This is a genomic window from Actinomadura sp. J1-007 (genome assembly GCF_009793335.1).
GTDB classification, from domain to species: Bacteria; Actinomycetota; Actinomycetes; order Streptosporangiales; family Streptosporangiaceae; genus Spirillospora; species Spirillospora yumaensis.
The window spans coordinates 1,227,131-1,241,921 of sequence record NZ_WING01000003.1 but is presented as its reverse complement, the minus strand read 5'-3'; the positions used below and the strand labels follow the sequence as shown (position 1 = coordinate 1,241,921).

General features: G+C 72.4%; 10 protein-coding genes and 1 tRNA gene. 6 read left to right on the top strand and 5 right to left on the bottom strand.

Annotated elements, in window-relative coordinates; translation table 11 throughout:
* The first annotated feature begins 4 nt into the window (after positions 1 to 4).
* The 3 genes from GEV43_RS46625 to GEV43_RS46615 all read left to right on the top strand — a co-directional run bounded on the left by GEV43_RS46625 (position 5) and on the right by GEV43_RS46615 (position 2,449).
* Complete coding sequence (locus GEV43_RS46625; RefSeq protein ID WP_160826953.1) at positions 5 to 766, top strand: SDR family NAD(P)-dependent oxidoreductase; 762 nt, start codon at positions 5 to 7, stop codon at positions 764 to 766.
* Between the two features lie 21 nt (positions 767 to 787).
* Positions 788 to 1,429 (top strand): GntR family transcriptional regulator, encoded by a 642-nt coding sequence (locus tag GEV43_RS46620; protein ID WP_160826952.1) that lies wholly within the window; start codon positions 788 to 790, stop codon positions 1,427 to 1,429.
* Between the two features lie 159 nt (positions 1,430 to 1,588).
* Positions 1,589 to 2,449 (top strand): endo alpha-1,4 polygalactosaminidase, encoded by an 861-nt coding sequence (locus tag GEV43_RS46615; RefSeq protein WP_160826951.1) that lies wholly within the window; start codon positions 1,589 to 1,591, stop codon positions 2,447 to 2,449.
* Positions 2,450 to 2,540: 91 nt separating this feature from the next.
* Here GEV43_RS46615 and GEV43_RS46610 read toward each other — a convergent pair whose 3' ends face one another.
* Together GEV43_RS46610 and GEV43_RS46605 are read right to left on the bottom strand one after the other, a co-directional pair.
* Entirely contained in the window at positions 2,541 to 2,768 is a 228-nt protein-coding gene (locus tag GEV43_RS46610) for a DUF5988 family protein (protein WP_160826950.1), read from the bottom strand.
* Positions 2,765 to 5,554 (bottom strand): AAA family ATPase, encoded by a 2,790-nt coding sequence (locus GEV43_RS46605; protein ID WP_160826949.1) that lies wholly within the window; start codon positions 5,552 to 5,554, stop codon positions 2,765 to 2,767. The genes GEV43_RS46610 and GEV43_RS46605 overlap by 4 nt, the downstream gene beginning before the upstream one ends.
* 745 nt (positions 5,555 to 6,299) lie before the next feature.
* On the opposite strand from GEV43_RS46605, the gene GEV43_RS46600 reads away from it, so the two are divergent.
* Positions 6,300 to 6,377, top strand: a tRNA-Leu gene (locus tag GEV43_RS46600).
* Positions 6,378 to 6,422: 45 nt separating this feature from the next.
* Here GEV43_RS46600 and GEV43_RS46595 read toward each other — a convergent pair.
* On the bottom strand, positions 6,423 to 9,320 hold the full coding sequence (locus tag GEV43_RS46595; protein WP_160826948.1) for a LuxR family transcriptional regulator: 2,898 nt from the start codon (positions 9,318 to 9,320) through the stop codon (positions 6,423 to 6,425).
* 946 nt (positions 9,321 to 10,266) lie between these two features.
* Here GEV43_RS46595 and rfbA point away from each other — a divergent pair.
* On the top strand, positions 10,267 to 11,187 hold the full coding sequence (gene rfbA, locus GEV43_RS46590; RefSeq protein WP_160826947.1) for a glucose-1-phosphate thymidylyltransferase RfbA: 921 nt from the start codon (positions 10,267 to 10,269) through the stop codon (positions 11,185 to 11,187).
* On the top strand, positions 11,184 to 12,215 hold the full coding sequence (gene rfbB / locus GEV43_RS46585) for a dTDP-glucose 4,6-dehydratase (protein ID WP_160826946.1): 1,032 nt from the start codon (positions 11,184 to 11,186) through the stop codon (positions 12,213 to 12,215). The genes rfbA and rfbB overlap by 4 nt, the downstream gene beginning before the upstream one ends.
* Positions 12,216 to 12,434: 219 nt before the next feature.
* Here rfbB and GEV43_RS46580 read toward each other — a convergent pair whose 3' ends face one another.
* Positions 12,435 to 13,202 carry an AfsR/SARP family transcriptional regulator gene (locus tag GEV43_RS46580; RefSeq protein ID WP_160826945.1) on the bottom strand — a complete coding sequence of 256 codons (768 nt, stop codon included), beginning with the start codon at positions 13,200 to 13,202 and terminating at the stop codon, positions 12,435 to 12,437.
* A 601-nt stretch (positions 13,203 to 13,803) separates the two neighbouring features.
* Entirely contained in the window at positions 13,804 to 14,736 is a 933-nt protein-coding gene (locus GEV43_RS46575) for an ABC transporter ATP-binding protein (protein ID WP_160826944.1), read from the bottom strand.
* Positions 14,737 to 14,791 lie beyond the last annotated feature (55 nt).

The following is a 14,791-nucleotide window of genomic DNA, read 5'->3' as shown; positions in this document are numbered from 1 at the left end:
AGAAATGATCGATCTGTCCGGGAAGCGCGCCATCGTCACCGGCGCCGGGTCGGGCATCGGCCGGGCCACCGCGGGGCTGCTCGCCGAGCTCGGCGCCGCGGTGGTGCTCGCCGACGTCGACGAGGAGCGCGGCGCCGAGGCCGCCGCGGAGATCACCAAGGCGGGCGGCGCGGCGGACTTCGTGCGCTGCGACGTCTCCAAGGCCGCCGACTGCGAACGCGTCGTCGCGACCGCCCGCGACGTCCACGGCGGGGTGGAGATCCTGTTCAACAACGCGGGCATCATCCGCCGCTCGACTGTGTGCGAGATCACCGAGGACGACTGGGACCTGGTGATGGCCGTCAACATCAAGTCGATCATGCTGATGAGCAGCCGGGTGATTCCCCTGATGGAGGCGGCCGGAGGTGGCAGCATCATCAACACCGGTTCCGGTTGGGGCATCAAGGGCGGCGCCCAGGCCGTATCGTACTGTGCGTCCAAGGGAGCGGTGGTCAACATGACCCGGGCGATGGCGATCGACCACGGACCGCGCAACATCCGCGTCAACTGCGTCTGCCCGGGCGACACGGCCACCGGGATGCTCGCCGACGAGGCCCGCCAGCTCGGCGAAACGGTCGACGCGTTCTACCAGGACGCCGCCGACCGGCCCCTCGGCCGCATCGGCCGGCCGCGCGACATCGCGGGCACCGTGGCGTTCCTCGCCGCCGACATGGCCGCCTTCGTGAGCGGCGCGGTGATCGCGGTCGACGGCGCCGGGACAGCGTGAAACCCGAACAGAAGGAAGAGCATGCCGATCGAGCGCCGTCCGCTGCGCGAACAGATCAAGGACGAGCTGCTCGTCCGGCTCGGCCGGGGAGAGTTCGCCGCGGACGAGCCGATCAACGAGAGCCAGCTCTCCACCGAGCTCGGGGTGAGCCGCACCCCGCTGCGTGAGGCGCTGATCTCGCTCGAACGCGAGGGCGTCATCCGCAGCGAGCGGGGCAAGGGGTTCCGGTTCGCGCCGATGAGCAGCAAGGAGTTCCGCGACCTGACGACCATCGTCAGCGAGATGGAGTCGCTCGCGCTGCGGCTGTCCGATCCGGCGTTCCTGAAGTCGATCGCCCCGCGCCTCCTCGCGGAGGCGCGGGCGTTCTCCGAGCCCCAGGCCGCCTACAAGGTCATCGAGCGCTACGACGACGCCTGGCACGACCTGCTGCTGTCGGGCTGCCCCAACGACCGCCTCATGGACCTCATCGCGTCCCTGAAGCTCACGATGCACCGCTACGAACGCGTCGTGGTCGGCGACCAGGACATGCTGGAGCGTTCGGCCGTGGAGCACGAGCGCATCGCCGAGCACCTGCTGACCGCCGACGTCGAGGGCGCCGTCGCGGCCCTGCGGGTCAACTGGACGAGCGGGATGGACCGCATCCTGGAGCGCTTCGTCCCCTGACCCCGCGCCACCGCACCCCTGCGCCCCCGCGCCACCGGGCTCCCGGCGTCCGTACCCCGTTGGCCTGGGGAGACGTCCTCCGGAGGGCGGATAGGATCACTGGCTGTGCGCGGGGGGCGCGATGGCGCGCCGCCCGCTTCGGCTTCTCGGGGAGTGGTGATGACGCGGGTTGCCCGTGCGGTGGCGGCGGTGTGCCTCGTCGCGATGGCCGCGGCGTGCGGCGGATCGGACGGCGGGTCGGACGACGGCTCGGGGGGAGGCCCGGCGTCCCGGTCCCCGGCGGCGCAGGCGCCGTCGGGGGCGCGCGGGGCGGCGTCGTGGTGGCGGCCGAAGGCCGGGGTGTCGTGGCAGTGGCAGCTCAGCGGCAAGATCGACACCTCCGTGCCCGCCGCGGTGTACGACGTGGACCTGTTCGAGACGCCCGCGGCGACGGTCGCCGAGCTGCACCGGGCGGGCCGCAAGGTGATCTGCTACACCGCGATCGGCACGGCCGAGAACTGGCGTCCCGACTACGGCAGGTTCCCGAAGGCGGCGCTCGGCAAGGGCGTGGACGGGTGGCCCGGCGAACGCTGGGTCGACATCCGCCGGATCGACGCGGTGCGGCCCATCTGGGCGTCGCGGCTCGACCAGTGCAAGAGCAAGGGCTTCGACGCGGTCGAGCCCGACTGGATGGACGGCTACCAGAAGGACACCGGCTTCCCGCTGACGTCCGCGCAGCAGCTCGCGTTCAACCGGATGCTCGCGGACGAGGCGCACCGGCGCGGGCTGGCCGTGGGCCTGAAGAACGACCTCGGCCAGATCCCGCAGCTCGTCGGCGACATGGACTTCGCGGTCAACGAGCAGTGCGCCCAGTACGGCGAGTGCGAGCGGCTGACGCCGTTCGTCCGCGCGGGAAAGCCGGTGTTCCACGCCGAGTACGAGATCCCGCCCGGCAGGTTCTGCGCCGAGTCCGAGCGCCTCGGCCTCAGCTCCATCCGCAAGGCGGTCGAGCTCCCGGCCGAGCGCCAGGCGTGCCCCTGACCGGGGCGGCCCGGAACACGGCGGCCCGGAACACGGCGGGCCTGGACGCGGCGGGCCAGACGCGGCGCGGGCCTGGCCGGGGCGGGCCGCGCTACTCGGCGATCTTGGTGCGCATCGTCCAGTGGAACGTGACGGGGGCGGCGGGCTCGTCCACGAGCTCGAAGTGCTCGTAGCCGCCCCGGTAGGGGATCTTGAGCTTGCGGGCGGCGAGGGTGGAGCGCTCGGCGCGGATCACGGCGGGCACGCCGTCGGGGCCGCCTTCGAGCGTGATGTCGATCGTCTGTAAGCGGTCGTTCCTCTGTAAGCGGTCGTTCCTCATGTTCCGGTTCCTCCGGGTCGGGGGCGGCCGGGGCCGGCCGCCGGGTCTCGGACGGGGGACGCGGCGTCGCGCCGCAGCGCTGACCGAAGGTCGAAGCGTCGCACGTTGAGCTTGCGGTACACCTTCGTGAGGTGCTGCTCCACCGTGCTGACCGTGATGTAGAGCTTGCGGGAGATCTCCCGGTTGGTGTAGCCGTCGGCGGCGAGCGCGGCGACCCTGCGCTCGGCGTCGCTCAGTTCGAGCGTGCTCGGGCAGGGCGGCTCCTCGGTGGTGCGCTCCAGAATTCCGCACTTGCGCGCTAGGGAAAGGGACCTGCGCGACAGCAGCGAGGCGCGTTCGGGCTCGCCGAGGATCTCGTAGGCGCGGCTCTGGTCGGCGAGCGCCCGCGACAGTTCGAGCTGGTCGCCGCAGCTCTGGAGCATCTCCACGGCCTGGCCGAGCAGGGCGGGGCGCGACTCCGGGGGGCTCGTCGCCGCCTGCGCGCGCAGCGACATCCCGCGCGCCCGCAGGTGCTCGGGCTCCAGGAGCGCGAGCTGCTCGTCGACGAGCTCCCTCGCCTGGGCGGCGTCGCCCAGGCGCAGGTGGGCCTCGGCGGCGCCGATCCGCCAGGGCTCCACGGCCGGCAGGTCGATGCCCCAGTCGTTCATCAGCTTGCCGCAGGCGCGAAAGTCGCAGGCGGCGGCGTAGAAGCGGCCCTCCGCCAGGTGGTGCCGCCCCCGCGCGTACAGGTAGTGCAGCCCCATCCGCGTCTGGAACATCGTCTGCGGGACGGGGATGTCGAGCAGGGTGGCCGCGCGCTCGACCTTGCCCATGGCCGTCGTGGCGAGCACCATCGCGGCGAGCGGAAGCCCGACCGCGACGCCCCAGCTCTTCGGCGGGATGAGGCTCAGCGCGGCGTCGGCGTGCCGTTCGGCCGCGATCACGTTGCCCTGCCGGACGTGGATCAGGGCGCGTTCGGCCGCGAACAGCGCGTGCCACGTCGGGCTGCGCCGGGCGACCGCCTCGACCAGGAGGGAGTCGCACCAGGAGGCCGCCTGCTCCAGCCGGTCGTTGTACATCAGCACCGCGAGCGCCGTCGTCAGCGGCGCCAGCGTGCGGTTGCTGAGGCGCGAGCGCTGGAGGATGCCCTCGGCCGTGGTGAGGGCGTCGCTCTCGTTCTCGTCGACCAGCTCGGCCGCCAGCATGGTGGCCTCCTGGAGGTCGGGGAGCGCTCCGGTCGGCTCGGGCTCGTGGTGCGCGGGCACCGGCTCGGCCTTGAGGACGCCCGGGTAGAGGTAGGAGAGCCACAGCCGCGGGGTGTCGAGGTCGACGGACGCGGCGGTGCCGGACTCGGCGGCCTCGTCCTGCGTCCGGACGAGGTCGTCCACGATGCCGAGCGCCTCGCCCACCCGCCCGTGCCAGAGCAGGTAGGTGATCGGGGTGAACGTGTCGCACAGCTCGGGCCGTCCGGTGCGGGCGGGCGCGGCGAAGTCGGGGAGGTGGCGCAGGACGGCCGAGGGGTCCACCCGCCATTCGGCGTCGGCCAGGGCGGACGCGATCTCCGGCCGGAGCCGCTCGTCGTCGCACAGCCGGTAGGCGGCGCGCAGGTGGCGGATCGCGGGGCGGACGTCGTCGTTGGCGAGCGCGTGCTCGGCGGCCTCGCGCAGCAGCGGGACGACCCACGGCGCCTCGATCCGTCCGGCGGCGACGATGTGCGCGGCGACGTCGGTGGGGGCGGCGCCCTCGTTGTGCAGCAGGACGGCGGCGCTGCCGTGCATGGCCATCCGCTCGCCGGACGGGGTGGCGTCGAGGATCGCGGCCCGTACGATCTCGCTCCGGAAGTCGCCGTTCTCCAGGATCCGCGCCTTGGTGAGCGCGTTGACCGCCTGGGCGGTGGACTCGGCCGCGAGGTCCAGCAGCCGGCCGAGCAGCGTGGTCGAGGCCGCCTTCCCGAGGATCGCGATGGCGCGGGCGACCTCGCAGACCGGCGGCTCGTACCGGTAGAGGAACGTCATCACCGCGCGGCTGAACTCCATGCCGGAGCCGAGCTCGCCGCGCCCCGCGGCCGCCGCGGCGCGGTGGTCCTCGATCAGCGCCTGCACGAGCGCCGGATATCCGGAGGTCGCCTCGTGGAACGCGGGCGTCAGGTCCTGCGCCGCCGCGTCGCCGAGGCTCCTGCGCAGCAGCCGCGCGACGCCCGCCTTCGTCAACGGCTCGACGCGGATCTGGCGGAAGAACGGCTCGCGGAGGAACTCGCTGCGCAGCAGCGCGTTCGCCGCCTCCAGGTCGCGGCACTCGCTGAAGATCACGTGGAGGCGCGACGAGCGCAGCCTGCGCAGCAGGTACAGCAGGCAGCGCAGCGACGTCTCGTCGGCGTAGTGCACGTCGTCCACGGCGATCACGACCGGCTGCCGTTCGGCGAGGCCGCGCAGCACCTCGCACAGCCCGCGCAGGACGACCGAGGTCACCTGGCCCGAGCCGCCGGGACCGGCGGCGGAGGTGTTGAGGGCGCCGGCGTCGAGCCAGCGCATGGCGCGCTCGGCGTCGCCGGAGGGCAGGTCGGGGTTGCGGAAGAGCTGTTCGAGGACGCCCATCGGCAGGCCGCGCTCGATGCGCGACGCGACGGCGCTCAGGAACAGGGCGCCGTGCTCGACGGCCCGTTCCCCGAACGCGCGCAGCAGGGAGGTCTTGCCGGTCGCCGTGCCCCCGCTGACCACCACCACCCTGCTTCGCGCGCGTGGGAGCTCGGCGAACAGGCCGTCGAGAGCGGCGAGTTCCTCGTCTCGTTCGACCAGGCTCACAGGCACCCCTATGATGATCGCTCAATTGCGCCGACCCGCGTGGCGGTCGCGGGTGTGATCGAGACAGGCGGCGCCCCGGGCGCCGGATTCGAACGAATACTTGCACCCGTTCCGAACAAGTGCAACGAACGGCGTGTTGATGGTTCATTTCGGACGGTGATGATCGCGCGCCTGACCTGCGGGGCCGTGGCCGCCCGGGCGGCCGGTGATCCATCTCTGCACGCACGGGGACTTGCCAGGCCGCGGGCGATCGGTTATATGGCGGGAATGGTCTTGATCGATCACGCGATAAGCCCGCCCCGCGCGGGCGGATTAGGGGTGGGCGGGCACAGGTTAGGAGGGGTAAGGGGTTGCGCCCGGACGGCCCGGAGTATGTAAATCGTGCTTAAAGACAATGTTAACGGAACGTATGGGGCGGGCGGCGTCCGCCGTCACCCTCGGCGCAATTGCCCGGAGCCGCCGCCACCGGGCCGCGGGCACCCCTAGAAGGCTGCGCCGCAGAACCGAAAAGGGCGTGACCGTTATTCGGCGCCGGCCGCCGGCGGGTCCGGACCGTCCGGCCGACCGCTGGTCAGCGGGCTTCCAGGGCATCGCGGAGACGCCCCGTTCGCGCGCGGGCGGCCGGCGGCGGGTCCGCCCGCCGGTCGGTGATCTTCGGAATGTAGGGGAGCCGCCCGGCCGTTAGGGGATGACCCGCGCGACGCGGTCCGCTTAGATTGTGCATTGAACGGGCGGGTGCTCCCCGCCCCGGGCCCCGGTAGCCCAATTCTGGTAGCCAGGCGACGGACTTAAAATCCGTAGAGTGTGGGTTCGAGTCCCACCCGGGGCACGGCGGTGAACGGCCGCGAACGGCCGGAAGGCACCGGGCCGAAGGCTACCGGTCTCCGGCCGCCTGCCTTAGCGGGCCGCTTCCGCAGCAATCCAGAACGGCCTCCGAAGCGGGCAGCACCACCTCGATGTGCTGGAGCGCGGATTTCAGGTCGAAGCGTTTCACGTTGAGCTTCCGGTAGACCTTCGTGAGGTGCTGCTCCACCGTGCTGATGGTGATGTAAAGCTTCTTGGATATTTCCCGGTTGGTGTATCCGCTGGCGGCCAGAACGGCCACCCTGCGCTCGGCGTCGCTCAGCTTCAGGAACCGTTCGGGGTCGGCCGCCGCCACGCCTCCGGCGTCCCGTCCGGCGCTCCCGGCGAGACCGGCGGCGTGCCCGGCCCCCATCCGGTGGCGGCCGGCCAGGTCGTCCGGCCGGACGACGCCGCCCGGGACGTCCGGGCGCTCCCCTTCGCGGGCCGCGGGCCGCCCGCACTGCCGCGCGAGCAGCTCGGCCTGGTGCGCGAGCTCCCGCGCGCAGTCGTGCTCGCCGACCCATCGGCGCACCTCGGCGAGGTCGGCGAGCGCGTACGACAGCTCCAGCCGGTCGCCGCAGCCCTGGAGCAGCTCGATCGCCTCGCCCAGCAGGTCCGGCCGTTCCGGCACGGGATGTGTCGCGGCCTTGACGCGCAGGGCGACGCCGCGCGTCCGGACGTGCTCGGGCGCGGACCTCAGCAGCTGCTCCTCCATCAGCGCCCTCGCCTCCGCCAGGTCGCCGAGCGCGATCAGGGCCTGCGCGGCGCCGAGCCGCCACGGCTCGACCTCGGGCAGGACGACGGCCCAGCCCTCGCGCATCGTTCCGCAGGTGCGGAAGTCGGACAGCGCGGCGTGGAGCCGGTTGGCGGCCAGGTGGTGCCGGCCGCGCGCGTAGAGGTAGTGCGGGCCGAGCGGCGTGCGGAACATCGCCTCGGGCACCGTGATGCTGAGCAGGTCGGCGGCCTCGCGCGGACGTCCCATGGCCGTCTTCGCCAGGATCATGCACGACAGCGGCAGCCCGACGAGGACGCCCCAGCTCTTCGGGGAGATGAGGTTGAGCGCGGTGTCGGCGTGCCGTTCGGCCGCCGGGAGGTCGCCCTGCCGCAGATGGATCAGCGCGCGCAGCGCGGTGAACAGCGCGAGCCAGGTCGGGCTGCGCCGCGCCGTCGCCTCGGCCAGCAGCGCGTCGCACCAGACCGCCGCCCGGCCCGGCCGGTCGTTGTAGATCAGGGTGGCCAGCGCGATCGCGAGCGAGGCGAACGTCCGATGGTTCAAGCGGGAGCGTTCCATGACCCGCTCCGCCGCGACCAGCGCCCCGCGCACGTCCCTGCGGTGCAGCTCGGCCACGAGCATCGCCGCCGCGTCCTGCCCGGGACCGGGCGCCGCCGCCGGGACCGGGCCGAGGGCGGGGGCGGTGTCCGCCGCCGGGCCGTCCTTCGCCAGCTCGGGATACAGGTAGGCCAGGCAGAACCGCGGGGGGATGACGTCCATCGCCGTCCCGGCGTCGCCCGGCAGCGCGGCGGAGGGCCGGCCGCGCCCGAGCGCGTCGAGCATCCGGACGGCCTCGGAGACCCGCCCGTGCCAGAGCAGCGACATGAACGGCGTGCCGGCGTCCCGCCCGTCGAGCAGGCCGTCCTGGATCGCCAGGCTGAACTCGGGCACCCACCGGAGCGCGACCGAGGGATCGACCCGCCACTCCAGGTCGGCGAGCCGCGCGGCGATCGCCGAGCGCTCCCGCCGGTCGCGGCAGATCTGGTGGGCGACGCGCAGGTAGCGGATGCCCGTTCCGAGGTCGTCGCTCGTCAGCGCCTGCTCGGCGGCCTCCCGCAGGACGGGGATCGCCCACGGCGCGCCGTGCCGGTTGGACGCGACGATGTGGGCGGCGACGTCGGTCGCGGCGGCGCCGTCGGAGTGCAGCTGCTCGGCGGCGCGCTCGTGCAGGACGCCGGGGGCGTCGGGCGGGGCGCTGTCGACGACCGCCGCCTGGGCGGCGCCGTGCCGGAAGCTGCCGGCGTCGAGGATCCCCGCGGAGGTCAGCGTGCCGACGGCGCGGGCGGCGGTCTCGGCGTCGATGTCGAGCAGCCGGCCGATCAGGCTCGGCGGGACGGGCTCGTTGAGGATGCCGATGGCGCGGGCGACCTCCAGGACCGGGAACTCGTGCCGCTGGAGCAGCCCGACGACCGCGCGCCCGAACGCGCCGCCCGCGACCAGCTCGGGCGCGATGAACTCCGGCCCCGCGAGGTAGTCGTCGACGAGCGCGTGCACCAGCGCCGGGTTGCCCGCGCTCGCCTCGTGGAACGCGGGCGCGAGGAGCCGCGCGGTCTGGGCGTCGAGGTCCAGCCGGATCAGCGCTTCCACGCCGTCCGGGGAAAGGGGGCCGAGCCTGATCTGGCGGGAATGCGGTTCGCGGAGGAATTCGCTTTGGAACGGCGCGTTCGGCGCCTGGGAACGGGGGCTCACGGTGAGCACCGTGAGCAGGCGCGCCGAACGCAGCCGGCGCAGCAGGTACAGCAGGCACTGCAACGAGATCTCGTCGGCGTGGTGCACGTCGTCGACGGAGATCACCACGGGCCGGCGTTCGGTCAGGTCGCGCAGGACGTCCCAGAGGCCGCGAAAGCGCATGGGATAGGTCAACGCACGCGCGTTGAGCAGCTTCATCGCGCGCTCGGCGATCGCCTCGGGAACCTCCGGGCTGCGAAAGAGCTGTTCGAGCACGCCCATCGGCAGCGCCGTCTCCACCGACGAGGCGACCGCGTTGAGAACGACCGCGCCGGACTCGGCGGCCTGCCTTTCAAAGGCGTCCAGAAGGGAGCTCTTACCGGTGGCGACGTCCCCGCTGATGATCGCCAGTCTGCTGCGCGCCTCCAGGCAGTCCCCGAACAGCCCGTGGAGGACGGCGACTTCCGCGTTCCGTTCTACCAGGCTCACGAACTCCCCCTGAGCTGCACACTCTCTTCCCCGTTTGCGGCACCCCGCCGCATTGAGTCCCAGGTCACCCGTACCCCGTGGTCGTCTACCGGGCAGAATCTAGTCGCGGTCCTGTCGGCGGGCAACGGGCATTGCGTAATCGGACCGTTTCACAGGGTCGCTAATCACGTCCTGACCTGCGCGTGCAGCACCCTTGTGAGATAGGTTATACATCTGTATACTTCGGGGAAGCGAGGGGAGATGTGCGTCCCGCAGAAAGATTTCGTTAATTTTCTGTGATGGGACTGGAGTATCATCTCCGGAACCGCGATGCTCGAAATTCGCCACACCGCAGACCGGCCGCCGCGAGGCGGGCCCGAACGCCGCGAACCCCTCCCGAAGCCCCTCTGGAAGGCCCTCGGCGCGTGCCGCGCGCCGGCCTCGCAGTCGGTGATCTTTGCTCGGCCGTTCGCGGGCCCGCGACCATTTTAGGAGACCCGCCTAAAGGCCCGCCAACGCATAGGGCATGGCCCTTGCATTCCGCCCGAGTGGGCCGGATGATCACTCTGCCGTTCACCGTGCTGAGGGTCGCGAGAATACGTTCCGAACGGTGCGTACTGCACTCTAGGGGCGGTCGGAGAAGACGGCGTTCGGTCGATTAGGGGCCCCTTAACAACCGGCCAGTCATAAGGTCGAAAAGGCGGTTGACCAGGAGGCATTACGTTCCGCATCGTTCCGGATACGCATCGGGCCTTGCTGGTGATCCGGCCGCGGAGCACCCTTGGATCGGCCTCCTTTGGCCCGCCGGCGCACCGGCGACGACCCCGATGGAACGGAACGGAGAGACGGTGGCCGAACTGAAATCCGGGAGGGCGCGCGAGGTGGCCGCATTCCTCCGCCCCCGGCCGACCACGGCGTTATCCCGCGAAACCTCGACATCCCGCGAACCCTCGACGGCGGGTGCGCGATGAAGGGCGTCATCCTCGCGGGCGGAAAGGGCACGCGGCTCCAGCCCGTCACCGCCGTCGGCTCCAAGCAGCTCATGCCCATCTACGACAAGCCGATGGTCTACTACCCGCTGTCCATCCTCATGTTCGCCGGCATCCGCGACGTGCTCGTCATCTGCCGCCCGTCCGAGGTGGCCGTCTTCCGCGGCCTGTTCGGCGACGGGCGGCGGCTCGGGATGAACATCGACTACGCCGCCCAGGACGAGCCGCGCGGGATCCCCGACGCGTTCCTCGTCGGCGCCGACCACATCGGCGGCGACGACTGCGCGCTGATCCTCGGCGACAACCTCTTCCACGGCTCGGGCCTGCCGTCCCTGCTCCGCCAGAGCGCCGAGCGGATGGACGGCTGCGTCCTGTTCGGCCACCAGGTCTCCGATCCCGAGCGCTACGGCGTCGCCGAGATCGACGAGCGGGGCCGGCTGGTGTCCATCGAGGAGAAGCCGTCCGAGCCCCGCTCCAACCTGGCGATCCCCGGCCTGTACTTCTTCGACAACAAGGTCGTCGAGATCGCCCGCGGCCTCGCCCCGTCCGCCCGCGGCGAGCTGGAGATCACCGACGTGCTCCGCGCCTACCTGGAGGCGGGCCGCGCCGACCTGGTCTGGCTCGGCCGCGGCGTCACCTGGCTCGACACCGGCACGCACGAGACGCTGCTCGAGGCGGGCTGCTTCGTGCGCGACGTCCACCAGCGGCAGGGCGCGCGGATCGGCTGCGTCGAGGAGATCGCGCTCTACATGGGGTTCATCGGCCCGGACGAGTGCTACGAGCTGGGCGCGGAGATGGGCAACTCGCCCTACGGCCGGTACGTGATGGACCAGGCCCGCTTCTACGACCGCGTCCGCGACCTGCTGGACTGGCGCGCCACGTTCCTGGAGGGCGCATGAACCTGCTGGTCACCGGCGCCGCCGGGTTCATCGGCTCCACCTACGTGCGGATGCTGCTCGCTCCCGCCGCCCCGGACCCCGCCGCCCCGGACCCGGTTGCGCCCGACCCGGATGCGGCCGACCCGGACGCGTCCGAGGAGATCCGGGTGACGGTCCTGGACAAGCTCACCTACGCCGGCACGCTCGACAACCTGACGCTCAGCCATCCGCGGCTCCGCTTCGTCTACGGCGACATCTGCGACGAGGACCTCGTCGGCAAGCTGATGTCCGAGGCCGACCAGGTCGTGCACTTCGCCGCCGAGTCCCACGTGGACAACTCGATCGCCGCCGCCGGCGACTTCGTCCGCACCAACGTGGTCGGCACCCACACGCTGCTGGAGCAGGCGCTCGCTCATGGCGTGCGGCGGTTCGTCCACGTCTCGACGGACGAGGTGTACGGCTCGGTCGAGACGGGCCGCTCGCACGAGACCGACGCGCTCGACCCCAACTCCCCGTACGCGGCGTCCAAGGCCGCCTCCGACCTGCTCGCGCTCGCCTACCACCGCACCCACGGGCTCGACGTGCGCGTCACCCGGTGCTGCAACAACTACGGGCCCCGGCAGTTCCCCGAGAAGCTCATCCCGCTGTTCATCACGCGCCTGCTCGACGGCCAGAAGGTCCCCCTGTACGGCGACGGGCAGCACAAGCGCGACTGGCTCCACGTCGACGACCACTGCCGCGCGATCGAGCTCGTCCGCACCGCGGGCGCGCCGGGGGAGGTCTACAACATCTCCGGCCACACCGAGCTGACCAACCACCAGATCACCGGCCTGCTCCTGGAGGCGGTCGGCGGCGACTGGGACCAGGTGGCCTACGTGACCGACCGCAAGGCCCACGACCGCCGCTACGCCGTCCACGACGACAAGGCCCGCACCCGCCTCGGCTACCGCCCGCGCCGCGACTTCCCGCGCGGCCTGGCCGAGACCGTCGCCTGGTACCGCCACAACCGCTCCTGGTGGGAGCCCCTGAAACGCCGAGCGGGCCTCTGACCCCGCCGAAGCGCCGCCCGCCCCGCCCCGTGCCCCATCCGAGCGATGGGGCACACCCATGTGCGGGGGGAGGGGGGCGTCGCGGACGGACGGACGAACGAACGGCCGAGCCGGGGCGGCGGGGGCGCCCGTGGCATCGGCCGTGTCGTCGTTCGTGGCGGTAGGCGGGTAGGCGGGTAGGCGGGGTAGGTGGGGACGGGAGTACGTGGAGCGGGCGGGTCAGGCGGGGATGGGCAGGTCCAGCCGGTGGTCCGAGGTGAGGATGGACCGCTGGAGGTTCTGGAGGTCGCGGCACGGTTCGAGCCCGAGCTCCTCGTTGAGCGTCCTGCGCGCGGACTGGTAGGCGTGGAGCGCGTCCGCGCGGCGGCCCGAGCGGTAGAGCGCCAGCATGAGCTGGCGGTGGAGGACCTCCCGCAGCGGGTGCTCGGTGGTGAGCTGGTAGAGGTCGCCGACGAGCTCGCGGTGCCGGCCGAGCATCATGCGCGACTCCATGAGCATCTCCACGCACTCCAGCCGGGTCTCCCGGAGCCAGGTGTGGAACCCCTCCAGGACGGGCCCGTTGCCGAGGTCGTCGGGCAGGTGGTCGGCGGAGAGGTCGAGCGCCTCCTCGAACGCGGCCGACGCCTGGTCGTGGCGGCCCTGCCTGAAGTCGTTGCGGCCCTGGTTCACCAGCAGCTCCAGGCGGCGCAGGTCCAGCTCGTCGGCCCCGAGCCGCAGCAGGTAGCCGGGCGGCCGGGTGAGGACGGGGTCCTCGGCGCCGGGCCGGTGCAGGAACTTGCGGATCTGGGAGATGTAGACGTGCAGCCCGGCGGTGGCCCGGCGGGGCGGCGCCTCCCCCCAGATCTCGGTGATGAGCTGGTCGACCGGCACCACCTGGTCCGCGCGGACCAGCAGCACCGTCAGCAGGACCCGGATCTTCCGCGCCCGGATGGTGTGCTTCCCGTCCTCGTCGACCACCTGGAACGGGCCCAAGATCTCATAGCGCACGGTTCACCCCCGTCGATAAGCGTGCGAACGGACGGCGTCCTAACGGACGCCGGCTTCCTTCCACTGACGCCATGGCTCCCCCCTTTCGTGCGGGCGGACGCGCCGCCGAGGCGGCGGACGGACGGGCCGGGGTCCCGGCGGATCACCGCCGGGCCGGGCGCGTCCGATCACTACCCACTCAACTTAAGAACCGGCCAAGGCGCGCTGAACCCCTGTCCCGTGCCCGCCGACCCCAGTCGAGACCACCGTTCCCCCTACGGGCTCGCGGGCCGGGCCGCGCGGGCGCGCGACGCTCAGGGCGTCCGCCGGGGCGGTGCGGGCGCGCCGTACGGTCCGGCGGGCGCCCGCCCCAGGGGGATCTAGGGGTGGGGGTGAGGTGCGGGGCGCCTCCGGCAGCGGCGCTGGTCGTGCGCCGCTGCCGGAGGTAGCGGCCCGCCCGGGGCGGCGGTCCGCTCTCGGGGGGATCGGGTGGTCCGCGTTGACGGGGGTGAGGCGCGGCCCATCCGGGTCCCCGGGTTCAAGGGGTGAACGGTTCCGGCGGCCGTCGGGGGCGCGGCCGCGGTCGGTGGTCGGGGTCAGCGGGCGGGGTGGGTGGTCGGGGTCAGTGGGCGGGGGCTCTGTCGGGGCGCGGGCGCGGGCGCCGGGGGCGGTGCGCGCCGTAGTGGCGGAGGAACAGCTCCTCAAGGGTCGGTTCGCGGCTGACGAGGTCGCGGATGCCGACGGACGCGAGGTAGCTCATGAGCTTCTCGATGCTGTCGTGGTCCACATCGCATTCGACGTGGTTGTTCCGGACGGTCACGTTGTGTACGCCGGTCATGTGGGCCAGGGCGAACGGCCGGCCGAGGAGCTGGGCGGAGATCGAGGTGCGGGCGCCGAGCCGCATCTCGGCGAGGACGCCGCTCTCGACCGTGCGGCCGTCGCGGATGATGCTGACCCCGTCGCACAGGGCGTCCACCTCCGACAGGATGTGGCTCGACAGCAGGAACGTGCGGTTGGCGCGGGCCTGCTCCTCCAGGACGACGCGCCGGAACGTCCTCTCCATCACCGGGTCGAGGCCGAGGGCCGGCTCGTCGAGCACGAGCAGCTCGGCGTCGGAGGCCAGCGCGGCGACCAGCGCGACCTTCCGCCGCTCGGCGGGCGGGTAGTTGCGGCACCGCTCCCTCGGGTCCAGGTCGAAGCGCCCGATCAGCTCGTTCCTGCGGTCGCCGTCGAGGCCGCCGCGCAGCGCGCCGATCACGTCGATCACCTCGCCGCCGGTGAGGCCGGGCCACAGGGTGACGTCGCCGGGCACGTACGCGACGTGCCGGTGCAGCGCGGGCGCGTCCGCCCAGGGGTCGCCGCCGAGGAGCCGGGCCGTTCCGCCGTCGGCGCGGGTCAGGCCGAGCAGGATTCGGATGAGCGTCGTCTTGCCCGCCCCGTTCGGCCCGAGGAGGCCGTGCACCTCGCCCCGGTGCACGGTCAGGTCGAGGCCGTCCAGCACGCGCGCGCCGCCGAACGACTTCACCAGCCCGGTCGCCGCGATGGCTCTGGTCACTCTACTGTCCACGTGTCTCGTTTGCTATTCATCTGTATAGCCGAGAATACGTGCG

What these genes read in the sequence shown, in the direction of transcription:
- GEV43_RS46615 (WP_160826951.1), top strand. Translation starts at nt 1,589, where the DNA reads ATGACGCGGGTTGCCCGTGCGGTGGCGGCGGTGTGCCTCGTCGCGATG.
- rfbB (WP_160826946.1), top strand. Translation starts at nt 11,184, where the DNA reads ATGAACCTGCTGGTCACCGGCGCCGCCGGGTTCATCGGCTCCACCTAC.
- GEV43_RS46620 (WP_160826952.1), top strand. Translation starts at nt 788, where the DNA reads ATGCCGATCGAGCGCCGTCCGCTGCGCGAACAGATCAAGGACGAGCTG.
- GEV43_RS46625 (WP_160826953.1), top strand. Translation starts at nt 5, where the DNA reads ATGATCGATCTGTCCGGGAAGCGCGCCATCGTCACCGGCGCCGGGTCG.
- rfbA (WP_160826947.1), top strand. Translation starts at nt 10,267, where the DNA reads ATGAAGGGCGTCATCCTCGCGGGCGGAAAGGGCACGCGGCTCCAGCCC.
- GEV43_RS46610 (WP_160826950.1), bottom strand. Translation starts at nt 2,768, where the DNA reads ATGAGGAACGACCGCTTACAGAGGAACGACCGCTTACAGACGATCGAC.